Consider the following 20471-nt stretch of genomic DNA (forward strand, 5'->3'; position numbering starts at 1 on the left):
CTCTTCCAGCGCCTGGGGCTGTTTCCCTTCATGCTCAATTTCGTACAACAGCCACAGCCCGTTCGCATCCGCGCGGGGATGCTCCTGCAAGGTCATCAGGCAACCGCTGGCCAGCCGCGCGACGTCGCCCTCGCCCTCGACAAGGCAGGCCTCGAAGCGCAGGCGTTCCAGCGCGCGGGCCGCGTGGCGCTTGCCGTGCCGGGCGTTTGGCAGCGGCTCGGGAAAGCTGAACACTTCCAGCTCGTGCAGCCTGCGCTCACCCTCCTGCGGCGCAGGCCGGGCGGTGTATTCAGGAATGAAGCTGGGGTGGGCGAAGTCATAATCGCGCTGCGTCACCCGTGTAGGCCGGGTGCGCACGTACTGGCGAAAACGGCTGACCACCGGCTCTTCCGCGGCCATGCCCGAATCCGCCGCGAAGCGTACCGGTTGCTCGAGCTTGGGGAAGAACCCCTGGCTGTCGCCAAACACCAGCACATGCTGGCCAGGCGCGTGCTCGAAACGAAAGTGCCAACCTTCCTCTTCGCACAGCCGCTGGATGAAATACAGGTCGCTTTCACCGTACTGGGTGCAGTACGGGCGCGGGACGTACTCCACCGGGCTGAGCTCGAAACGCTGGCGGTCGCCGAGAATGCCGTGCTCCTTCAGCACCTGGGTGATGATCTGCGCGGTGGTCTGGCCCTGGAAAATGCGCTGGTTGACCCGGTGCTGCAGGTTGGCCAGCTGCGGCACCAGGGTGAAGTGGTAATGGCTCAGGCGCGTGCCACGCTCGCCCACCTGGCACGCGCTGATCACGCCATGGAAGCCGCCGGCATCAATACCGAGGAAGGTGGGGCACTGCAGGAACTGGGCGGGGTCGAGGTCGGAACGCTCGCTGACCACCTCGATGTCGAAGTGGTAGAGCTGGCTGACGCCTTCGGTGCCGGTGAAGGCCAGCACCTTGAAGTCGTGCTCGATGCCCAGCAGGTCGAGATGGAAGCGGCTTTGGTTGGCGGCCGAGTAGGGCATTCGGGGTCCTTGAGCGCGTCAGCGAAAAAGGACCAGTGTCAGGGAGGCACGGAGTCGAAAATGCCGGACGAATCCCAAGCTTTCGTAGGAAATATCTCCTTAGCCAAAAACGTGCGGCGCCGGGCGCCCTACACCGGCGCGCGGCGCAGGGTCGCCAGCAGGGTCGCCGCAGCGATGAACAACCCGGCGAAGGTGCGGTTCACCCGCTGTTGCTGCCGTGGCGTGCGCAGCAGGCGCAGCACCTTGGCGGCAAGGCCGGTGTAGCCGGCCATGACCAGCAGGTCGACGCTGATCATGGTGGCGGCGATGGTCACGTACTGGGCCACCAGCGGCGCATGGGGGTTGATGAACTGCGGCAGCACCGCCAGCATGAACACCAGCGCCTTGGGGTTGCTGACGTTCACCAGGAAGCCGCGGAACACCAGGCTCATGGGCTTGCCGATGGGGCGCACGGCCGAGTCGGCGGACATGTCCATGGGCAGCGCGCGCCACTGCTTGATCGCCAGGTAGACGAGGTAGAACACGCCGAACCACTTGATCAGGGTGAACGCGGTAGCGGAGGCGGCCAGCACGGCGCCAAGGCCGGCGGCGATGATGGCGATCTGCAGGATCAGGCCCAGCTGTAGCCCCAGGGCATTCCAGTAGCCGCGTACGAAACCGTACTGCAGGCCGCAGGACATGGACGCGATGGCGCCAGCGCCCGGGGAAAGACTGATGATCCAGCAGGCGGCAAAGAATGCCAGCCAGGTTTGCAGCGCCATGACGCACCTCGTAACAAAATCAGTAGACCGGTAAACCTACTGCTTGTGGGGGGAAAACGCCACGAGAATATCGGTTTTGCGGGCGGACGCGGCCTGCGGCCGCTGCTACGAATCCGCATCCCCCCCTTACGACAACGCCTCGAGCTCGGCCTGCATGGTTTCCAGGGTTTCCAGCGCCATCATCCAGGCCTCTTCCAGTTCGGCCTCGCGGGCCTTGAGCTTGGCCTGCTGGGCCAGCTGGTCCCGCAGCTCGTCCTTGCGGGCAGCCTCGTAGATGCCGCTGTCACCCAGCGCCGCCTCGACTTTCGCCAGCTGCTCGTGGACCTTGCCCAGCTCGGCCTCCAGCTTGTCGGCCTCGCGCTTGTGCGGGGCCAACTGCTGACGCAGGGCTGCCGCGGCCTGGCGCTGGGCCTTCTTGTCGGTCTTGTCGGGGTTGACCGGGGTGCTGCTCACCGGCGCGTTGCGCAGGCGATAGTCGGCCAGCCAGCGGGTGTAGTCGTCCAGGTCGCCGTCGAAGGCCTCGACCTTGCCGTCCGCCACCAGCAGGAAGTCATCGGTGGTGCTCTTGAGCAGGTGACGGTCGTGGGAGACCACCAGCACCGCGCCACTGAATTCCTGCAGGGCCATGGTCAGCGCCAGGCGCATTTCCAGGTCCAGGTGGTTGGTGGGCTCGTCGAGCAGCAGCAGGTTCGGCCGTTCCCAGGCAATCAGCGCCAGGGCCAGGCGGGCCTTTTCGCCACCCGAGAAGTTCAGCACCGGCTCGTCGATGCGCGCGCCACGGAAGTCGAAACCACCGAGGAAGTCGCGCAGGGTCTGCTCGCGCTCGGTCGGCGCCAGGCGCTGCAGGTGCAGCAGCGGGCTGGCCTTGCTGTCCAGCGAGTCGAGCTGGTGCTGGGCGAAGTAACCCACGGTGAGGTTCTCGCCGCGCACCAGGCGCCCGCCGATGGGCGACAGCTCACCGGCGAGGTTCTTGATCAGGGTCGACTTGCCGGCGCCATTGGGGCCCAGCAGGCCGATGCGTGCGCCTGGCGTCAGCTGCAGCTTGACCTTCTCCAGGATGACCTTGTCGCCATAGCCCAGGCGGCCTTCGGACAGGTCCAGCAGCGGGCTGGAGATTTTCTGCGATTCGCGGAAGACGAAGTCGAACGGCGAATCGACGTGGGCCGCGGACAGCTCTTCCATCCGCTCCAGCGCCTTGATCCGGCTCTGGGCCTGGCGGGCCTTGGTGGCCTGGGCCTTGAAGCGGGCGATGTACTTTTCCATGTGCGCGCGCTGGGCCTGCTGCTTCTCGTAGGCTTGCTGCTGCTGGGCCAGGCGTTCGGCGCGGGCGCGCTCGAAGGCCGTGTAGCCGCCACGGTAGAGGGTCAGCTTGCACTGCTCCACGTGGGCCACATGGTCGACCACGGCGTCGAGGAAGTCGCGGTCGTGGGAGATCAGCATCAGGGTGCCGGGGTAGCTCTTGAGCCACTCTTCCAGCCACAGGATGGCGTCGAGGTCCAGGTGGTTGGTGGGCTCGTCGAGCAACAGCAGGTCGGATGGGCACATCAGCGCCTGCGCCAGGTTCAGGCGCATGCGCCAGCCACCGGAGAAGCTGCCGACCGGGCGGTCCATCTGCTCGTTGGTGAAGCCCAGGCCAGCCAGCAGCTTGCGGGCGCGCGCATCGGCGGTGTAGCCGTCGGCGCTGTCCAGCTCGGCGTGCAGGCGGGCCTGCGCTGCGCCGTCATGGGCAGCCTCGGCCGCGGCCAGCTGCTGCTGGACCTCGCGCAGGCGCAAATCCCCGTCGAGCACGTAATCAACGGCTACTCTGTCGAGTGTATCGACCTCCTGGCGCATGTGAGCGATGCGCCAATCCGCCGGCAACTGGCAGTCACCGGAGTCGGGCACGAGCTCGCCACGCAGCAGGGCGAACAGGGTGGATTTGCCGGCGCCGTTGGCACCGATCAGGCCGGCTTTCTGACCGGCGTGCAGGGTCAGCTCGGCGTCTTCTAGCAGACGCTGCGGGCCACGCTGTAAAGTAAGGCTTTGAAGTCGAATCATAATGGCGGCGGAGTCTACCAGCTTCGACGACAACTGGCGCGAGAAGGACTATGCACTCTGACCTGTGGAGCTTTTCCCTGGATCTTTACACTCGCCTGGGCATCGAGCAAGCCTGCCTTGAATTGCAGGCCGAAGGTGCCAATGTGTGCCTGCTGCTAGGCGCTGCGTGGCTGGGGCAACTGGGGGTGGCCTGCAACGGCGACCGCCTGGCACGCCTGCGCGACCTGGGCCAGCCCTGGCATGACGAAGTCATACGGCCCTTGCGCCAGCTGCGCCAGAACTGGCGCGAGGCCGCAGCCAGCGACCCGGAGCTTGAAGCACTGCGCGAACAGGTCAAGGCCCTTGAGCTGGAAGCCGAACGGCAGTTGCTGGAACGTATCGAGCTGCTTGCCCAGGATTGGCAAGCAGAAGGCGCCGACGACCTGGCGGCCTGGCTGGACGGCGTGGCGCCGCCCATTGCCCGGGAGAAACAACGCGGCGCGCTGCAAAGGCTGCACGCCGCGAGTGTCGCCGGTTAGGAGGCGCTTGGCGCGCTGCTGCTGGCCGGGCTCGATGGCGCAGGCGAGGCAGCAGCCGGGGTTGGCGCGCTGGCCGGTGCTGGCGTAGCGGCTGTTGCCGGCTTGGCTGCAGGGGTTGCCGGCTTCTTCGCCGCAGGGCGCGCAGCGGCCTTGGCAGCCGGTTTCGCAGCAGGCTTGGCCGCAGGCTTGGCAGCAGCAGGCTTGGCTGCGGCTGGTTTCGCGGCCGCAGGCTTGGCTGCACTGGCTGGCTTGGCGGCGGCTTTTGCAGCTACCGGCTTGGCAGCAGCCCGGGCTGGCGCCTTGGCGGCGGCCGGTTTGGCGGCAGCGGTTTTCGCCGCTGGCTTGGCCGCGGCGGTTTTCGCAGCAGCTGGCTTGGCAGCAGCGGCCTTGGTGGCAGCCGGTTTGGCAGCGGCTGGCTTGCTGGCAGCAGCCTTGGTGGCAGTGGCAGGCTTGGCAGCGGTGCGAGCCGGGGCTTTCTTGGCTGCAGCAGCGGCAGCAGGCTTGGCCGAACGTTGGGTCAGCGCCTTGCCGGCCGCTTCATGTACCCGACCCACCCCTTGGGCCAACTTCAAACTTTCTTGCGCATCGCGCTTGAGTTGCACGATGTAATTACGTGTTTCGGCCTGGCGATCTTTCAGGGCTTCCAGCAGTTCTTCAAGTTCAGCACCCGCCGCTTTTGCCTTGGCCTGGGCCTTGGCTTTGCCGGCGGTGGCGGCTTCTTGAAGTTTGCTGCGTGACTTGTGCAGTTTTTCCTGAGCCTTGCCACGTTGTTTTTCCAACTTGGCCAGCAGTTTCTCGGCATCAGCCAGGGCCTGGGAACAGGCGCTTTCCAAATGCTCGAGCAGGCTGCTCGATAGCTGTTGGAGCAAATGCAACGGGGTATTGACTGGCTTCTTGTTAGCCGACATGGGTTACCTCCTGGCTGACGTGATTGCGGCTCATACTAGACCTGTGCAAGTGTCACCGCTAGACATTGTTGACAGTGCCAAACGAGCCGCGTTGCATGCCTGGGCAAAGTTGTTGTTAAGGGCAGTTCGAGACAAGTGTAGAAGTTATGGAAAAGTCTGCTGTCATCGACCTGAAATCTCTTCGCTTGGCAACTTGCGAGACTGGCATAATCACCCGCCTCCGAACAGGGAAATTCTCCATGTCGCGTTACCTGCTGCTGTTGCCGTGGCTATTGATTGGCCTGGCCCATGCCGACACCCCCACCAGCCCGCACGACCTGGCCTACAGCCTTGGCGCCAGCCTGGGCGAACGCTTGCGTGAAGAAGCACCCGGGGTGGACATCCAGGCGCTGCTGCAGGGCCTGCAGCAGTCCTACGAAGGCAAGCCCCTGGCGCTGCCGCCCGAGCGCATCGAGCAGATCCTGCGCGAACACGACGAACAGGCCAGCGCCGAACCTGCCCCGTCGCCGGTGGAAAAGGCCTTGATGGCCGAACAGCGCTTCATGGCCGCCGAACGTGCGAAGGCGGGCGTGCATGAGCTGGCAGATGGGGTGTTGATGAGCGAATTGACGCCTGGCAGCGGGCCGCTGCCGCCGGCCGATGGCCGCGTGCAGGTGACTTATACAGGCACCCTGCCCGATGGCACCGTGTTCGACCAGAACCAGCAACCGCAGTGGTTCCGCTTGGACGCGGTGATCGCCGGTTGGCGCACCGCCCTGTCGAAGATGCCGAAAGGGGCGAAATGGCGAGTGGTGATCCCTTCCCAGCAGGCCTATGGCGCCGACGGCGCCGGCGACCTGATTCCACCCTACAGCCCGCTGGTGTTCGAGATAAGCCTGCTCGACGTGGGCGCCTGACGCCCGCCCCCAGCAGCGCCGGCGGGAAATCACGCCTGGACGGCGGTGGCTTCGTCCTTGTGCGCGTTGTGCAGCACTTCGATCAGGCAGTCTTCCAGCTCGAAGCGCTCGTGCAGCCTTGAACCCAGCTCCTTGAGCTTGCCGGTCAAGGTGGTTGCGCAGGAACAGTCGCCCTTGTCGCAGTGGTCGTTGAAGTCGAGGGCAAACTGGGTGATGGCTTCGATGCGCGGGAAAATCGTGTCGGCCAGCTCCAGGCCGCGCTCGTCATCGAAGGCCCTGGCCTCGGCAATCAGTTGCTCGTAGATCTCGAAGTGCCCGGCGGACACATAGTCCACCAGCACGCCGCAGAACTCCTTGAGTTTCTTGCGGTTGCCGGCCAGCGCTTCGGGCGTCTCGCCAAGCTTGTCGAAAGCCTCGACCAGCTTTTGCCGCTCCTGCAGCCAGCGATCGATCAGCTTGTGCACCCCACCCCAGCGTTCCTGAGCATTCTGACAACTTTCCAACATGGTCTTTTCTTCCCTTTTGGGTCATGCCGCCATCGGCCCATTCCAAGACAGCTGGGATGCGGAACCGTTCGGAAAAAAGCAGCAATCGAAGCAGTCTGTTTTTCTATGGTGCGTGCTGGGAGATTATGCCCGTGCGTCTGCCGCTTCAAGTGTCCCTTCGATAAAGTTCATACAAGTGTTTAACCGGCGTACCCGCACGCCACCCCCGAAATCCGGGCACCGGCCCGGGTCAGGATGGCGCGCGGGCGCCCAGGCGCAACGCTTGCAGCCACCCACCCAGGGTCAACAGCAGCAAGCCGCTCAAGGCCAGCAGGCTCCATTCCGGGACGCTCATGTCCAACAGTGTCCAATTGACGCGGGCACACTCTGGCGTCCCCAGCAGCAGGGTCTTGAGCGCCTCGGGAAACGGCAGCGTTGCCATCAGGTAATCCAGCCCCGGCTGGCAGGCAACCTTGGGCTGCTCGCCATTGGCCTGCAGCCACAACTGCCGCAAGGCCGCCGCGACAGCCGCGCTGATCAGCAGCGTATGAACAACCAGATAGCGACGGATGCCCCTCAGGCCCGGGCCATGGACACAGGCTGCCAGGCAGGCAATGGCCAGCAGGGCAATGAAGAAACGCTGCACCAGGCACAACGAGCAGGGCACCAGCCCGATCTGCCATTGCAGGTAAAACGCAGCAGCAAGGATGCCCGTGGACACCAGGAAACCCAGCAGAAACAAGGAGCGCGATCGAGCCAGTACCATGGCAAATCCAGTTACGCGACAGTTGGAAAACTACGGTAGAGGAAAGCCCGGAATGCTTTCAAGCTGTGTCCTGAAGGACATTTCTCTAATCGTGTAGGGAAAATCCGACTGAAGTGCAGGGACAGGGCAAAGTCGATCGAGGGAAGCGGCCCGGCAACGTGCAAGCCACGTTACCAGGCCGTTTATCACGCCAGTTTCAGGCGCGGGCTGGTTCAGGCAGGGGCAGCGCCAGCAGGCGCTCGTCCAGCAGCCCCAGGCCTTCCTGGAACAGCTGGTTGCTGCGTTCGGTGTCTCCCAGGCGCGCCAGCAAGCGTGCCAGTTCAGCGCAGGCTTCGGGGTTGCGCTGCAGCCGCAGGCTGCTTTCCAGGTAATCGCGCGCCTTGCCCCACAAGCTGTTCTGCAGGCTGAGGCGGCCCAGGGTCAGCAGCAGGCTGGAGTCGTCGGCGTGCTGCTTGAGCCAGCCCTCGGCGGCCTGCAACTGCTTGGCCGGGTCGCTGCCTACCACCAGGCCATACAGGCGTGCCAGGTGGCTGTCGTAACCGCGCTTGAGCGTGGCGCGCAGGATGGCCTCGGCGTCGGCCTGGGCGCCCAGTTGGCGCAGTTGGTCGGCGTAGGCCAGCACCAGCGCAGGCTCCTGGCGCTGGCCAGCGCTGAGCTGTTCCCAGGCACGCTTGAGCGCCTCGACCGCAGCTTCGCCGTCTTCGCGGGTAGAGGTGAGCGTGAGGTTCTCGCCCCAGGCCCGGTGCTCCAGCTCGGTCAGTTCGGCAGCGGTGACCGCCTTGCTCTTGCGCAACTCGGGCAGCAGGTGGATCACCGCGGTCCAGTCGCCACGCTGCTGGTGCAGGCGCTGCAACTGGCGCAGCACCTGGACGTTGCCGGGGTGGCGCTCGCGCATGGCTTCCAGGGTGTCGCGGGCGCCCTGCATGTCATTGCGGTCCACTTGCAGTTGGGCGTGGGTCAGGGCTACCGCAAGCTCGGCCTGGGGCTGACGCTCCAGGGCGCGCTCAAGCAGGTTGTCGCAGTCTTCGTGGCGGCCCAGCTCGTTGGCCGCGCGCGCAGCACCCAGGTAATACAGCAAAGGTTGGCGCTCAGCCTCGGCGGCACGGTGCAGGTTGCGCTGGGCGCTGGCCCAGCGGCCTTCGGCCAGGTCCAGTTGGCCCTGCTCGATGGCCACCTGGGTGCGACGCTGGCGGTTGCGGCCAGACCAGGGGTTCACCACCCCCGCAGAGGTCAGCACCAGGCTGAGCAACACCCACAGCACGAACACCGCCAGCACCAGCACCACCAGCGCCGCCAGGGTGGCCCACAGCCCCGACTCATAACGGAACACGTGGGGGTAGTCGATCAGCACGTAGCCTGGGTGCTTGGCGATGCCCAGCCCCAGGCCGACGGCCACGGCAATGGCGATGAAGACCAGGACATAGGCACGCTTCATGGGCGTGCCCCCGCTTGCGGCTGGGTCATCAGTGCCTCGGCGGGCATGTGCCGATGCTCCAGGTAGTTCTGCACCGCCTCGAGGCTGGCGTTGAGGTCCGGCGTGACCACCGACACCGGCTGCCCCTTGAGGGCATCCAGGCGGGCCAGCATCGAACGGCTCTCGGTGTTGTCCTGGTTGAAGCTGGCCAGCAGGATGCTGCGGGCCTCATCCAGCGCCTGCCCATAGACCTTCGGCTCGTCATTGAGCGCGGCCCACTGGGCCTGTTCCAGCGCCAGGCTCAACGCCAGGCGCACCTGGTTCAGGCTCTGCCCGGCCAGCAGCGGACGAATGTTCTGGTCGGGGCGGAAGTCAACGCGGAAATAGCTGGAAATCTTGTGCCACCAGCGCTCCCAGCGGTCATCGTCGCCAGCCAGGGCGGCACGCTCGGCGTCACCCTGGGCCTGGAACTCCGGCGCCAGGGCCGAGAGGCCCACGGTCTGGTCGCGCAGGGCACCCAATTGCAGGAACAGGCCGGTGCGGTCCGGCTGGTCGACGCTGGCCAGCGACGCCAGGGACTTGGCCAGCTGTTCACGGGCAGCGAAGGCCGAGGGGTCATCCTGTTCGCGCAGGATCTCGTCGGCGCCCTGGACCAGCGCCTTGGCGCTGGCAATGTCCTGCAACGCCGACAGGCGCAGGCTGGCCAGGCGCAACAGGTGCTCGGCCTCGGCCAGGCGCCAATCCTTGCGGCTGGCACCCAGTACCGTTTCCAGGCGCTGGCTGAGGCGCTGCTGGTCGCCCTGCAACTGCGCCACCAGGCGACGACGGTCTTCCAATTCATCGGCGTTAGGCAGTTGCCCCAGCCGCGTGGTGAGCGCCTGCTCACCCTGGCTCAACGCCTGGGCCTGGCTGTCGAGCGCCTGCAATTGCCCGGACTGGGCCTGGTGGCCCGCCTGCAACTGGCGCAACTGCCAGACGCTCCAGCCACCGACCGCGACGCCGGCAGCGCCCAGCAGCAAGGCCACGACCGCGATGCCGGCGGCGCCACGGCCAGACTTCTTCACCACAGGGGGGACAGCCGCCTGGGGCGTCGACTGCAGATCATCTTGGGGCAAGACTGTTTCGCTCACGTATCCATCCTTTGCATAGGGCAGGTTTCACCCGGGTAGGCGGTGTTCTTGCAGGGCCGCCAGCAAGGCCGCGGCGCTGGCGCCACGGCAATCCACTACATGGCGAGCGCCGGCGGCCTGGGCCAGGGCGGCGACTCGCGGGCTGGGCACGAACAGCGGTAACCCGGCCAATTGTGGCCAGTGCTCACCGGCCAGTTGCTGCAAATGCTCGAAACCCTGCCCACTGCTGACCACCAGCGCGTTCAGGCGTTCCGCCGTTACCCGCTGGTACAGCGCCTGCGCCGGGTAATCGGGCAGGCTGCGACGGTAGAGTTGCAGATAATCGACAGTAGCACCCTGCTCGCGCAAGTGCTCGGCCAACAATTCGCGGCCGCCCTCGCCGCGCAGGATCAGCACCCGCGGGTAAGGCTGCTGCAGCGCCTGGCCCAACTCCGGCAGGGCCAGCAGGGCTTCGCTGTCGTCGCCCTGGGGCGGCACGTGCACGCGCAGGCCGTAGTCCTCGAGGATGGCCGCGGTGGCGGCGCCCACGCTGAACCAGCTTTGCAGCGGCGGCTGCGGCCAGTACTGGTCAATCAAATCCAGGCCCAGCCGTGCGGCCGGCTTGCTGACGGCGATCACCGCGCAGTACTGCGCCAGGTTCAACACCTGGGTGACCATTTGCGGCGTGACCGGCAGGGGCTCGATATCGAGCAGGGGCATGCTGGCGCTGTAGATGCCGGCGGCGTCCAGCGCTTGCGCCACCGCGGCCGATTCCTCGGCAGGGCGGGTCAGCAGCAGGCGCCAGCCCGTCACGGGTGGCCGTCCTCGCCATAGACGGCCTTGAGGATCTGGTCGGCGCCCTGGTGCAGCAGCGCTTCGGCGACCTCGATGCCCAGGCGCTCGGCGTCGCCCCGCGGGGCGCGAGCCTGGGCACTGAGCAGGCGGCCGCCATCGGGTTCGCCCACCAGGCCACGCAGCCACAGCTGCTCGCCTTCCAGCACGGCGTAGCAGGCGATAGGCACCTGGCAGCCGCCGTTGAGGTGTTTGTTCAGGGCACGCTCGGCAGTGACCCGGGCGGCAGTGTCGCTGTGATGCAGCGGCGCCAGCAGTGCGTGGATTTCGCTGTCGGCGGTGCGGCACTCGATGCCTACGGCGCCCTGGCCGCCGGCTGGCAGGCTGTCTTCGATGCTGATGCTGTCGGTGATGCGCTCCTCGAAGCCCAGGCGGATCAGGCCGGCGGCGGCCAGGATGATGGCGTCGTACTCACCGGCGTCGAGCTTGGCCAGGCGGGTATTCACGTTGCCGCGCAGGAAGCGGATCTGCAGGTCGGGGCGGCGCGCCAGCAGCTGGGTCTGGCGACGCAGGCTGGAGGTGCCGACCACGCTGTCGGCAGGCAGGGCTTCGAGGCTTGGGAAGGTATTGGAAACGAAGGCGTCGCGCGGGTCTTCGCGCTCGCAGATGCAGTACAGGCCCAGGCCTTCAGGGAAGTCCATGGGCACGTCCTTCATGGAGTGCACGGCAATGTCGGCTTCGTTGTCGAGCAGGGCGTTTTCCAGCTCCTTGACGAACAAGCCCTTGCCGCCGATTTTCGACAGGGGCGAATCAAGCAGCTTGTCGCCGCGGCTGACCATCGGCACCAGGGTCACCACCAGGCCGGGGTGAGCCTGTTCCAGGCGGGCCTTGACGTATTCGGCCTGCCACAGGGCCAGGGCGCTTTTACGGGTGGCGATGCGGATCTCGCGAGTAGGCATGAATCAATCCGTGCTGGGTAGATGGGCCGATCATACCAGCATCGCGGGAACAGCATGGCGGCCGGAGCGGGTTCGCCCGCCCCGGACGGCCTACAACTGTTGCATCATTTTGCGCACACCGGCCACGTGGCGGCGGCTGACGATCAGCGCATCGCCATTGAGGCCCTTGAGGAATAACTGGAAATGCCCCAGGGGCGTGCGTTGCAGGCGCTCGATGCGGTCGCGGGCGACCAGCGCGTTGCGGTGGATACGCACGAAGCGGTCACCGAACTCGTCCTCCAGTGCCTTGAGGGGCTCGTCGAGCAGCACCTCGCCGCCTTCATGGCGCAGGGTCACGTACTTGTGGTCGGCAATGAAATAGATGACCTGGTCCAGCGGAATCAGCTCGATACCCTTGCGCGTGCGTGCGCTGATATGGGTGCGCGGGCCGCTGCCGCTTTCGGCGGCCGGACGGGTCAGCGCGGAGAGCTGCGCACGGTTGGGGCGTTCGGCTTTTTTCAGCGCTTCGAGCAGGTGCTCGGGGCGCACCGGTTTCACCAGGTAGCCCAGGGCGCTGGTCTGGAAGGCGTCCAGGGCAAATTCATCATGGGCGGTACAGAACACAACCGCCGGCGGCGCCTCGCGCTCGCACAGCTTGGCTGCAACCTGCAGTCCATCAAGGCCGGGCATGCGGATGTCGAGCAACACCACGTCGGGCTTGAGGCTGTCGATAAGGGCCAGGGCCTCCTCGCCATTGGTGGCGCTGGGCTCTAGCACACTGTAACCCTCGAGATCGCTGACCAATCGGGTCAGGCGCTCGCGGGCCAGGGGTTCGTCATCAACGATCAGGACATTCATATAGCACTGGATTCCTGCGTGAGTCTCGCACAAGGATAGCGTAGACAGGTGAAGTGACGACCGTCACGGCGATCCACGCTCAGACTCGCGCGCGGGCCAAAAAGTGCCGCAAGTCGAGCACCAATATTTGTCAGTGCCTGGTGAGTACCGCCCGAAGCCCGCGGCGGGGCGGCTTCGTCGTAGGGATTGCTTACACACAATATGAACTCTCCCCCTTTATAGTCGGCTTCCACCCGGATCACACCCCCTTCTATGCGTGGGGCCACTCCGTGGATCAAGGCGTTCTCCAACAACGGTTGTAAGGTTAGCTGCGGGATCGGCAGGTCATCGGGAATTGTGTCGACCCTCCAGTCCAACTGTAGACGCTCGCCAAGACGATATTGCTCAATCCGTAAATATCGTTTCGACAGGGCCAACTCCTCGCGCCAGCTCACCAGGGTGCCGGCCTTGCCAAGGCTGGCGCGGAACAGGTCAGAGAGGTCGAGCACCGCCTGCTCGGCGCGCACTGCGTCCACCGGCACCAGGCTGGCGATACTGTTAAGCGTGTTGAACAGGAAGTGCGGCTTGATGCGCGCCTGCAAGGCTTCCAGCCGTGCCTGGAGCTCGGCCCGTTGCTGGATGCGCCATTGGCTCTGCAGGTAAAAATAGCGCAGCAACAGCGCCGACATGATCAGCGCAATCAGCCCGTGCCGCAGGTAACGGTTGAATATGCCGAAGGAAAGATCCGAGGCAGGCGTAGCCGGCACCAAATGCAGGTAATCGGTCAGCCCGGTGGCCAGCAGGGTCAGCGCCACCACCATGGCGCAGCAGGTGCCGCCGGCGGCGCCGGGGTGCAGGCGCGCCAGCCAGGGGCGCAGGCCGCACAGCAGCGCCGCCGACAACAGCACCAGCCACTGCACGAACAGCGACGTCAGGGCCAGCCGCGACCAGTCGAAGCCCGGCGCACCGGGATCGGCCAGCACCAGTACCAGCACCAGCAGTTCGGCCAGCATCACCAGCACCAGCAATGCCTGCGCCTCGCACAGCACCGGCAGGAAGAACTCCTGTTGCGCACGCTGGCGGCGTGCGGCCTTGCGTCCATCTGTAGGCATTATGTGCATTCCACTGGGCACTCAATCCCCGAGCGGATTGAAGCCCTGTTATTATTGCAGCCAATTTCCCGTTCACGCCTTCAACGAGCGAATTCATGAGTACTGACAAGACCAACCAGTCCTGGGGCGGCCGCTTCAGTGAGCCCGTCGACGCCTTTGTCGCCCGCTTCACCGCATCCGTCAACTTCGACCAGCGCCTCTACCGTCACGACATCATGGGCTCGATCGCCCACGCGACCATGCTGGCCAAGGTCGGCGTGCTTACCGAGGCCGAGCGCGACACCATTGTCGATGGCCTGAAGACCATCCAGGGCGAGATCGAGGCCGGCACCTTCGAGTGGCGTGTGGACCTGGAAGACGTGCACATGAACATCGAGGCACGCCTGACCGACCGCATCGGCATCACCGGCAAGAAGCTGCACACCGGCCGCAGCCGCAACGACCAGGTGGCCACCGACATCCGCCTGTGGCTGCGCGACGAGATCGACCTGATCCTGGGCGAGATCACCCGCCTGCAAAAAGGCCTGCTGGAGCAAGCCGAGCGCGAAGCCGAGACCATCATGCCCGGCTTCACCCACCTGCAGACTGCACAGCCGGTTACCTTCGGCCACCACTTGCTGGCCTGGTTCGAAATGCTCAGCCGCGACTACGAGCGCCTGGTGGACTGCCGCAAACGCGCCAACCGCATGCCTTTGGGCAGCGCCGCGCTGGCCGGCACCACCTACCCGATCGACCGCGAACTGACCTGCCAGCTGCTGGGCTTCGAAGCCGTGGGCGGTAACTCGCTGGACGGCGTGTCGGACCGTGACTTCGCCATCGAATTCTGCGCCGCCGCCAGCATCGCCATGATGCACCTGTCGCGCTTCTCCGAAGAGCTGGTGCTGTGGACCAGCGCCCAGTTCCAGTTCATTGACCTGCCCGACCGCTTCTGCACCGGCAGCTCGATCATGCCGCAAAAGAAAAACCCCGACGTGCCCGAGCTGGTGCGTGGCAAGAGCGGCCGCGTGTTCGGTGCGCTGATGGGCCTGCTGACCCTGATGAAAGGCCAGCCACTGGCCTACAACAAGGACAACCAGGAAGACAAGGAACCGCTGTTCGACGCCGCCGACACCCTGCGCGACTCGCTGCGTGCCTTTGCCGACATGATCCCGGCCATCAAGCCCAAGCACGCCATCATGCGCGAAGCGGCTCTGCGCGGTTTCTCCACCGCCACCGACCTGGCCGACTACCTGGTGCGCCGCGGCCTGCCGTTCCGTGACTGCCACGAAATCGTCGGCCATGCCGTGAAATACGGCGTGGACAGCGGCAAGGACCTGGCCGAGATGAGCCTGGAAGAACTGCGCCACTTCAGCGACCAGATCGACCAGGACGTCTTCGAGGTGCTGACCCTGGAAGGCTCGGTCAACGCCCGCGACCACATCGGCGGCACCGCGCCAGCCCAGGTACGCGCCGCCGTGATCCGCGGCCAGGCCCTGCTGGCCCAGCGCTGATCGCCTGTAGCCGCTGCCGCTAGCCTGCGGCAGCGGTTACCGGGTTGAGTTGCGCCAGGAACCGCAGTTGGTCATCGGCCCTGCGGCTGGCGACCTCCACCACGTTGGGGTTGAGCGCCAACAGCGCCAGCAGCGCCTGCGCACCCGGCAGGCCCTCCAGGAAATCGATGTCGAAAAGCTTCAACCCCACCTCCCTGGCCAGGTCCACGCTGTACAGGAAGTAGATATCGGCAAGCGTAGGCTCGCGCCCCGCGACGTACGGGGTAAATGATGCCCCTTCAGCCAACGCGGCAAACCCCTTCACCAGGTCTCGCCTGGCCTTCTCCTTCAAGGCCGGTGGCGTTGCGCGCCCGCCGAAGAACACCTCCGGGTAGCAGACCCGCGCGGGCAGCTCGATGTACAGCTCTATTTCCTTGGCCAACGCCTTCACCCGCGCCCGGTCGAACGGGTCGCAAGGCAATAATCGCCGTTGCGGGTACACCTCCTCCAGATAACCGAGGATCACGTCCGTTTCAGTCAAATATCCGTCCGGGGTGCCCAGCACCGGGATTTTGCCACGACGGCTCACCGCCATGACCCCGGGGCTCTGGCAGCCGTGTAGCAACACCTCCTCGAACGGCAGGCGTTTCTCCAGCAACGCCAATTGCACCATGTTGAAATAGTTACTGGACGCAAACCCGTACAACTTGAGCATCACCTGACCTCCATGGCCTTGAACGAGAGCCGCCAAACTAGGCAGCCGCCGTTGGGCGATGGGCCATTCTGTATTTCAAGACGCGTCAGCTGATGCAAAGCCGACCAATACCGTTAAACTGGCGGCCTACCGTGAGGAACCTGCAATGACCGACGCCACCCAACGCGACGACGAAGACGAACAATTCGCCGAAGACACCCTGATCCAGGCCATCGAGAACCAGATCGAGAGCGACAACCCGCCCGCTGCCAAGGCCACGTTCAACAAGCTGACGCTGGTCGGCTACGAGCGCGACGATATCCTGGAAATGATGGCCCACGTACTTGCCGTAGAAATCGACAAGATCCTGGAAGAAGACCGCGCGTTCGACACCGAATGGTACGAAAAGGCCCTGCGCGCCCTGCCCGAGCTGCCACCCGAGGCGAAGCCCGAGCAGGACTGAGTTTCCCGGCAGAATCGCTGCGGCCTTACTACACTGGAGATGCCCCGCTGCCCTCCACGCAAACCGGGGCCTCCACGGCCTGCCCCCGCTGGGGTTGGCCGTCTATTCCTAGAAAAGTCCGGAGTACCTATGTCGTATACCCCTGAGCTGGTCGCCGAACTGGAAATCCTCGCGCTGTTCAATCTGGACAACACCCAGGAAGGCCTCAAGATCCACCACACCGCCACCCCACAGGCCATTGCGGCGGCCAAGCGGCTGCACGACAAGGAACTGATCACCCAGGTCGACGGCGGCTACCTGACCAGCGGCGGGCTACAGGCTGCGCAGCACGCCCAGGCGCTGCTGACCGTGTTGAGTGTCGGCGAACCCGCCTGACGCCACTGCTCGCGCCGGCGCCAGATGGGGTGCCGGCGCTGCCGTTATTTTTGCCAACCCGGCTCAAACTCTTCTCAAGGCTGCCGATAACCGGCTGAAGGCGGGTGTTCCGCCCTGCCCACGTCACGTCGCCCAGCAGTCGATTCGAGCCACAGATGCCGCGCACCCATGAAATCCGCCCCGATCTGGACGAGGGAATCGATCGCAAGGTTCTCGCGACCCTGCGCGCACGCTTCCTGACGCTGAACCAGGGCCGCCTGGGGCGCGCCATGGAAGGGCTGTCGACCCGCCAGCAACAGGTGCTGACGCTGTTGCCGCTGTTCTTTCACGTCAACCACCCGCTGCTGCCCGGCTATGTCTCGGGCAATACCCCGGCCGGCCTGTCGAACTACGAGCCCGAGCCCGAGGTGCTGGCCGAAGCCCAGCGCCTGACGCGCTCGTTCTCCTACAAGGCGCGCCATGGCAACCCGCCACGCCCGCTGCACGGGCTGTTCCTGATGGGTAGCCTGGGCACCCTGGCCCAGGCCGAACAGAGCGACATGGACTTCTGGGTGTGCCACGACACCGAACTGGGCGCTGACGCAATCGCCGAGCTGCGCAAGAAATGCCAGCTGCTGGAAGCCTGGGCCGCGACCCAGGGCGCCGAGGCGCACTTTTTCCTGATCGACCCGCCGCGCTTCGTGCGTGGCGAGCGCGACACCGAACTCAGCTCCGAAGACTGCGGCACCAGCCAGCACTACCTGCTGCTGGATGAGTTCTACCGCACCGCCATCTGGCTGGCCGGCCGCACGCCGCTGTGGTGGCTGGTGCCGGTGTACGAAGAGACGCGCTACGCCCAGTACACCGAGACCCTGCTGGGCAAGCGTTTCATCCGCGCCGAGGACGTGCTGGACCTGGGCCACCTGGCGCACATTCCCGCCGGCGAGTTCATCGGCGCCGGGCTGTGGCAACTGTTCAAGGGCATCGACTCGCCCTACAAGTCAGTGCTCAAGCTGCTGCTGACCGAGGCCTACGCCAGCGAACATCCAGAGGTGCGCTGCCTCAGCCTGCGCCTCAAGCAGGCGGTGTACGCCAACCAGGTCGACATCGACGAACTGGACCCCTACATGGTGGTGTACCGGCGCATCGAGGAATACCTGCTGGCACGCGGCGACATCGACCGCCTGGAGCTGGCGCGCCGCAGCCTGTACCTGAAGGTCAACAAGAAGCTGACCGCCGGCTCCCGGCAACGCCCGCCCAGCTGGCAGCGGCAGGTGATGCAGCGCCTGGCGGCGGAATGGGGCTGGGACAACCGCCACCTGGCGCTGCTCGACAGCCGCAGCCAGTGGAAGGTGCGCCAGGTGACCAGCGAGCGCCGGGCGCTGGTCAACGAACTCAACTACAGCTACCGCTTCCTCACCCAGTTCGCCCGCGACCAGCAAGCGGTGAACCGGATCAACAGTCGCGACCTGAGCATTCTCGGCCGGCGCCTGTACGCAGCGTTCGAGCGCAAGGCCGGCAAGGTCGAGTTCATCAACCCCGGCATCGCCCCGGACCTGGCCGAGGACACCCTGACCCTGGTGCAGTCGCCCAACCGCAAGGAACCGGGGCAAGTACTGTGGGGGCTGTACAACGGCAACCTGGGCGCCTACGAGTGGGAACACTTCGCGCCCTTCAAGCGCAGCCGCTACCTGCTGGAAATGCTGGTGTGGTGCCACCGCAACGGCGTGATCGACAGCAGCACGCGCCTGGCCTTGCACCCTGGCGAAAGCGACCTGACCGAATTCGAGCTGTTCAACCTGATTGCCAGCCTGCAACAGAGCATCCCCCTGCCCCTGGGCACGGTGGCCGATGAACAGCTGCTACGGCCCACGGTGCCGGTTGAAGTGCTGTTGCTGGTGAACGTGGGCATCGACCCGCTCAAGCATCACCGCGACCTGAACATCCTGATGACCACCGAACGCACCGACTCGCTGAGCTACGCGGGGGTGCGGGAGAACCTGGTGCTGACCCTGGACCAGGTCGTGCTCAACAGCTGGAACGAGGTGCTGGTCAACCGTTTCGACGGCCCGACGGCCTTGATGGATTGCCTGCGCGACTACCTCAATCATCTCCCCGCCGGCACCACGCCACGGGTGCGTGTGCGCTGCTTCTGCCACAACCGCGCCCAGGCCATCGCCCAGCGCGTGGAGGCCTTGCTGGCCACCGCCCAGCAGTTGCTGCGCAGCGGCCTGCACTACCGCTACCTGATCCAGGTGCAGCAGCAGTATCACGTGCTGGAACTGGTACCGGGCAACGTGCGCCACATGGCGTTGCCTACGGTGGCGGCACTGGTGCAATACCTGGGCGAGGACCTGCCGGGCTACAGCCCGCTGCACCTGGACGGCAACGCGCTGGAAGATCACGACCTGGCCGTTGTGCTGCCGCTAGGGCAACCCGAATGCGTGCAGCTGTTCTACCGCCTGCAGGACAGCTGGGCGGACGTCTACGTGCTGGATGAGTTGAACGCGCTATGGCACCAGCGCCTGCCGCTACACGACGAGGCTAGCCTGTTGGTGCCGATGCAGCGTTTCCTGCAGTCGGTGCTGCGCCGCCGCAACGCGCTGCAGGCCGTGGAAGGCCATGACGAGCAGGTGCTGTATTACCAGCTGCTGCCCACCGGCAGCGGCCGCGCCCGCAGCGCCGAACCTCGGCCGGGTCCGCCGACGGCCACCAGCAAGCGTTACTACGATGTGCAGGCGATTATCGAACGCTCGCCACCCGGCCAGGTGCACGTGACCCTGTACTGCAATCAACGCGAGTTCTCGGAGCTGGAGCATGGCGAGCAACTGTTCAGCGTGGTGGCCCGCCAGATCCTGAAGCAGCGCACCGAGCCCATGGCCTACCGCTGCTACATCACTGACCTGGACTTGTCCGGCCTGCTGGGCGACACGCCGGGCGCCACCCACCTGTACCTGCGCTACAAGGCCGACCTTGAGCGCTCACTGAACAACGCCTTGAGCCAGATGTAGGCCTCAGGCCGTGCCTGCGCGGCGCTCGGCGGCCTGGTCGCAGATCTGCCGGCGACGGGCGTCGTCGGCCGAACGCCATTCGCGGATGTCTTCCACGTGGCGGAAACAGCCCTTGCAGACCTTCTGCTCATTGAGCCGGCACAGGCTGATGCAGGGTGACGGCACCGCCGGGCTGACGTTGCTGAACAAGGGCTTGGGCGGGCGGGCCGCTGGCGTTTGGGTGGTCACGCTCAGATCTCTTCGAAGTCCAGCTTCACGCCGGCCTGTTCCCAGGTGGCGCGGGTGAGGATCTCGCCCAGCAGCTCTTCGGACTTCTCGCACACCCACTTGCCCATCTCTTCGTCGTAGTCGAAGTGGTAGCCACCCGAACGCGCGGCCAGCCACAGCTGGCGCAGGGGTTCCTGGCGGCTGATGATCAGCTGGCTGCCGTTGTCGAACTTGATGGTCATCAGGCCGGACGAAATCTCGACGTCGTCGGCGTGATCTTCGAACAGTTCTTCCAATGCCTGTTGCGTGGCATCGACCAGGTCATGAAAGCGCGCTTCGGTCAAACTCATTGCGGGAACCTCGTAAGTGTCCAATCACACTGCAAGCGCGGGAAGATACGAGCAGCGGGCGCCGATTGCAAAGTTATTACGACCAGTTACCCCCCCTGGGCGCAGCGACCGGGCATCAATAGGCAAGGCGCCGGGTGGCCGGTATACTCGGGCGCAATTAATGCTTTTACAAAGGATTTCGCCATGAAGCGCCTGATTTCCGCCCTTGCTGCGCTGGTCGCGGCTGCCTGCCTGCTGTCCGCCTGCGGCCAGAAAGGCCCGCTGTTCCTGCCGGACGGCCAAAAATCCACCGTGCAACAGGACGGCTCGTCGAAATCGCACAAACACATGATGTAAGGGAAGACC

At 65.3% G+C, this 20471-nt stretch carries 22 protein-coding genes; 7 read left to right on the top strand and 15 right to left on the bottom strand.

Annotated elements, in window-relative coordinates; translation table 11 throughout:
• The 3 genes from tssI to AC0Z2B_RS16540 form a co-directional block, all read right to left on the bottom strand.
• The coding region (gene tssI, locus AC0Z2B_RS16530) for a type VI secretion system tip protein TssI/VgrG (protein ID WP_476298080.1) at positions 1 to 1005 on the bottom strand (1005 nt) is incomplete at its 3' end.
• 128 nt (positions 1006 to 1133) lie between these two features.
• Positions 1134 to 1766, bottom strand: coding sequence for a LysE family transporter (locus tag AC0Z2B_RS16535; RefSeq protein ID WP_476298082.1), 633 nt, complete (start codon positions 1764 to 1766; stop codon positions 1134 to 1136).
• Positions 1767 to 1892: 126 nt separating this feature from the next.
• On the bottom strand, positions 1893 to 3803 hold the full coding sequence (locus AC0Z2B_RS16540; protein ID WP_416421890.1) for an ATP-binding cassette domain-containing protein: 1911 nt from the start codon (positions 3801 to 3803) through the stop codon (positions 1893 to 1895).
• Positions 3804 to 3853: 50 nt separating this feature from the next.
• Here AC0Z2B_RS16540 and AC0Z2B_RS16545 point away from each other — a divergent pair, with 50 nt between their 5' ends.
• On the top strand, positions 3854 to 4321 hold the full coding sequence (locus tag AC0Z2B_RS16545) for a TIGR02444 family protein (RefSeq protein ID WP_416421889.1): 468 nt from the start codon (positions 3854 to 3856) through the stop codon (positions 4319 to 4321).
• Here the strand turns inward: AC0Z2B_RS16545 and AC0Z2B_RS16550 are convergent.
• Positions 4318 to 5229 (bottom strand): AlgP family protein, encoded by a 912-nt coding sequence (locus tag AC0Z2B_RS16550; RefSeq protein ID WP_476298085.1) that lies wholly within the window; start codon positions 5227 to 5229, stop codon positions 4318 to 4320. The genes AC0Z2B_RS16545 and AC0Z2B_RS16550 overlap by 4 nt on opposite strands.
• Positions 5230 to 5468: 239 nt before the next feature.
• Here AC0Z2B_RS16550 and AC0Z2B_RS16555 point away from each other — a divergent pair, with 239 nt between their 5' ends.
• Positions 5469 to 6125, top strand: coding sequence for an FKBP-type peptidyl-prolyl cis-trans isomerase (locus AC0Z2B_RS16555; RefSeq protein WP_416421887.1), 657 nt, complete (start codon positions 5469 to 5471; stop codon positions 6123 to 6125).
• Between the two features lie 29 nt (positions 6126 to 6154).
• Here AC0Z2B_RS16555 and rsd read toward each other — a convergent pair whose 3' ends face one another.
• From rsd to AC0Z2B_RS16595, 8 genes are all read right to left on the bottom strand, one after another.
• Positions 6155 to 6631 carry a sigma D regulator gene (gene rsd, locus AC0Z2B_RS16560; RefSeq protein WP_476298087.1) on the bottom strand — a complete coding sequence of 159 codons (477 nt, stop codon included), beginning with the start codon at positions 6629 to 6631 and terminating at the stop codon, positions 6155 to 6157.
• A 229-nt stretch (positions 6632 to 6860) separates the two neighbouring features.
• Positions 6861 to 7376: a disulfide bond formation protein B gene (locus tag AC0Z2B_RS16565; protein WP_476298089.1), complete on the bottom strand. Its 516-nt coding sequence runs from the start codon at positions 7374 to 7376 to the stop codon at positions 6861 to 6863.
• 196 nt (positions 7377 to 7572) lie between these two features.
• Positions 7573 to 8811: a heme biosynthesis HemY N-terminal domain-containing protein gene (locus AC0Z2B_RS16570; RefSeq protein WP_476298091.1), complete on the bottom strand. Its 1239-nt coding sequence runs from the start codon at positions 8809 to 8811 to the stop codon at positions 7573 to 7575.
• Positions 8808 to 9920, bottom strand: a complete 1113-nt coding sequence (locus AC0Z2B_RS16575) for a uroporphyrinogen-III C-methyltransferase (RefSeq protein ID WP_476298093.1) — start codon at positions 9918 to 9920, stop codon at positions 8808 to 8810. The genes AC0Z2B_RS16570 and AC0Z2B_RS16575 overlap by 4 nt, the downstream gene beginning before the upstream one ends.
• 27 nt (positions 9921 to 9947) lie before the next feature.
• Positions 9948 to 10712 (bottom strand): uroporphyrinogen-III synthase, encoded by a 765-nt coding sequence (locus AC0Z2B_RS16580; protein ID WP_476298094.1) that lies wholly within the window; start codon positions 10710 to 10712, stop codon positions 9948 to 9950.
• Entirely contained in the window at positions 10709 to 11650 is a 942-nt protein-coding gene (hemC, locus tag AC0Z2B_RS16585) for a hydroxymethylbilane synthase (RefSeq protein ID WP_476298096.1), read from the bottom strand. The genes AC0Z2B_RS16580 and hemC overlap by 4 nt, the downstream gene beginning before the upstream one ends.
• A gap of 90 nt (positions 11651 to 11740) precedes the next feature.
• Positions 11741 to 12487, bottom strand: coding sequence for a LytR/AlgR family response regulator transcription factor (locus tag AC0Z2B_RS16590; protein WP_416421880.1), 747 nt, complete (start codon positions 12485 to 12487; stop codon positions 11741 to 11743).
• Positions 12484 to 13578 carry a sensor histidine kinase gene (locus tag AC0Z2B_RS16595; protein WP_476298219.1) on the bottom strand — a complete coding sequence of 365 codons (1095 nt, stop codon included), beginning with the start codon at positions 13576 to 13578 and terminating at the stop codon, positions 12484 to 12486. Before AC0Z2B_RS16595 ends, AC0Z2B_RS16590 begins: the two co-directional genes overlap by 4 nt.
• A gap of 95 nt (positions 13579 to 13673) precedes the next feature.
• Here AC0Z2B_RS16595 and argH point away from each other — a divergent pair, with 95 nt between their 5' ends.
• Positions 13674 to 15068 (top strand): argininosuccinate lyase, encoded by a 1395-nt coding sequence (gene argH / locus AC0Z2B_RS16600; protein ID WP_476298098.1) that lies wholly within the window; start codon positions 13674 to 13676, stop codon positions 15066 to 15068.
• A gap of 19 nt (positions 15069 to 15087) precedes the next feature.
• Here the strand turns inward: argH and AC0Z2B_RS16605 are convergent, their stop codons facing one another.
• On the bottom strand, positions 15088 to 15762 hold the full coding sequence (locus tag AC0Z2B_RS16605; protein WP_476298100.1) for a glutathione S-transferase family protein: 675 nt from the start codon (positions 15760 to 15762) through the stop codon (positions 15088 to 15090).
• A 145-nt stretch (positions 15763 to 15907) separates the two neighbouring features.
• Here AC0Z2B_RS16605 and AC0Z2B_RS16610 point away from each other — a divergent pair, with 145 nt between their 5' ends.
• From AC0Z2B_RS16610 to AC0Z2B_RS16620, 3 genes are all read left to right on the top strand, one after another.
• On the top strand, positions 15908 to 16204 hold the full coding sequence (locus AC0Z2B_RS16610) for a hypothetical protein (RefSeq protein WP_473005071.1): 297 nt from the start codon (positions 15908 to 15910) through the stop codon (positions 16202 to 16204).
• A 129-nt stretch (positions 16205 to 16333) separates the two neighbouring features.
• Complete coding sequence (locus tag AC0Z2B_RS16615; RefSeq protein ID WP_476298102.1) at positions 16334 to 16579, top strand: TIGR02647 family protein; 246 nt, start codon at positions 16334 to 16336, stop codon at positions 16577 to 16579.
• Positions 16580 to 16734: 155 nt separating this feature from the next.
• On the top strand, positions 16735 to 19569 hold the full coding sequence (locus tag AC0Z2B_RS16620; protein ID WP_476298104.1) for a class I adenylate cyclase: 2835 nt from the start codon (positions 16735 to 16737) through the stop codon (positions 19567 to 19569).
• A 3-nt stretch (positions 19570 to 19572) separates the two neighbouring features.
• Here the strand turns inward: AC0Z2B_RS16620 and AC0Z2B_RS16625 are convergent, their stop codons facing one another.
• Entirely contained in the window at positions 19573 to 19797 is a 225-nt protein-coding gene (locus AC0Z2B_RS16625; RefSeq protein WP_476298106.1) for a DUF1289 domain-containing protein, read from the bottom strand.
• A 2-nt stretch (positions 19798 to 19799) separates the two neighbouring features.
• On the bottom strand, positions 19800 to 20126 hold the full coding sequence (gene cyaY / locus AC0Z2B_RS16630; protein WP_416421873.1) for an iron donor protein CyaY: 327 nt from the start codon (positions 20124 to 20126) through the stop codon (positions 19800 to 19802).
• A gap of 183 nt (positions 20127 to 20309) precedes the next feature.
• On the opposite strand from cyaY, the gene lptM reads away from it, so the two are divergent.
• Positions 20310 to 20462 carry an LPS translocon maturation chaperone LptM gene (gene lptM, locus AC0Z2B_RS16635; RefSeq protein ID WP_416421872.1) on the top strand — a complete coding sequence of 51 codons (153 nt, stop codon included), beginning with the start codon at positions 20310 to 20312 and terminating at the stop codon, positions 20460 to 20462.
• Positions 20463 to 20471: the final 9 nt, after the last annotated feature.

Source organism: Pseudomonas sp. GYB4201 (genome assembly GCF_056312595.1).

Excerpts from the sequence above, each read along its gene's own strand:
- AC0Z2B_RS16555 (WP_416421887.1), top strand. The coding sequence starts at position 5,469 with ATGTCGCGTTACCTGCTGCTGTTGCCGTGGCTATTGATTGGCCTGGCC.
- AC0Z2B_RS16565 (WP_476298089.1), bottom strand. The coding sequence starts at position 7,376 with ATGGTACTGGCTCGATCGCGCTCCTTGTTTCTGCTGGGTTTCCTGGTG.
- AC0Z2B_RS16570 (WP_476298091.1), bottom strand. The coding sequence starts at position 8,811 with ATGAAGCGTGCCTATGTCCTGGTCTTCATCGCCATTGCCGTGGCCGTC.
- cyaY (WP_416421873.1), bottom strand. The coding sequence starts at position 20,126 with ATGAGTTTGACCGAAGCGCGCTTTCATGACCTGGTCGATGCCACGCAA.
- AC0Z2B_RS16595 (WP_476298219.1), bottom strand. The coding sequence starts at position 13,578 with ATGCCTACAGATGGACGCAAGGCCGCACGCCGCCAGCGTGCGCAACAG.
- hemC (WP_476298096.1), bottom strand. The coding sequence starts at position 11,650 with ATGCCTACTCGCGAGATCCGCATCGCCACCCGTAAAAGCGCCCTGGCC.
- rsd (WP_476298087.1), bottom strand. The coding sequence starts at position 6,631 with ATGTTGGAAAGTTGTCAGAATGCTCAGGAACGCTGGGGTGGGGTGCAC.
- AC0Z2B_RS16610 (WP_473005071.1), top strand. The coding sequence starts at position 15,908 with ATGACCGACGCCACCCAACGCGACGACGAAGACGAACAATTCGCCGAA.
- AC0Z2B_RS16540 (WP_416421890.1), bottom strand. The coding sequence starts at position 3,803 with ATGATTCGACTTCAAAGCCTTACTTTACAGCGTGGCCCGCAGCGTCTG.
- AC0Z2B_RS16545 (WP_416421889.1), top strand. The coding sequence starts at position 3,854 with ATGCACTCTGACCTGTGGAGCTTTTCCCTGGATCTTTACACTCGCCTG.
- AC0Z2B_RS16620 (WP_476298104.1), top strand. The coding sequence starts at position 16,735 with ATGCCGCGCACCCATGAAATCCGCCCCGATCTGGACGAGGGAATCGAT.
- lptM (WP_416421872.1), top strand. The coding sequence starts at position 20,310 with ATGAAGCGCCTGATTTCCGCCCTTGCTGCGCTGGTCGCGGCTGCCTGC.
- AC0Z2B_RS16605 (WP_476298100.1), bottom strand. The coding sequence starts at position 15,762 with ATGCTCAAGTTGTACGGGTTTGCGTCCAGTAACTATTTCAACATGGTG.
- AC0Z2B_RS16590 (WP_416421880.1), bottom strand. The coding sequence starts at position 12,487 with ATGAATGTCCTGATCGTTGATGACGAACCCCTGGCCCGCGAGCGCCTG.
- AC0Z2B_RS16615 (WP_476298102.1), top strand. The coding sequence starts at position 16,334 with ATGTCGTATACCCCTGAGCTGGTCGCCGAACTGGAAATCCTCGCGCTG.
- AC0Z2B_RS16535 (WP_476298082.1), bottom strand. The coding sequence starts at position 1,766 with ATGGCGCTGCAAACCTGGCTGGCATTCTTTGCCGCCTGCTGGATCATC.
- argH (WP_476298098.1), top strand. The coding sequence starts at position 13,674 with ATGAGTACTGACAAGACCAACCAGTCCTGGGGCGGCCGCTTCAGTGAG.
- AC0Z2B_RS16550 (WP_476298085.1), bottom strand. The coding sequence starts at position 5,229 with ATGTCGGCTAACAAGAAGCCAGTCAATACCCCGTTGCATTTGCTCCAA.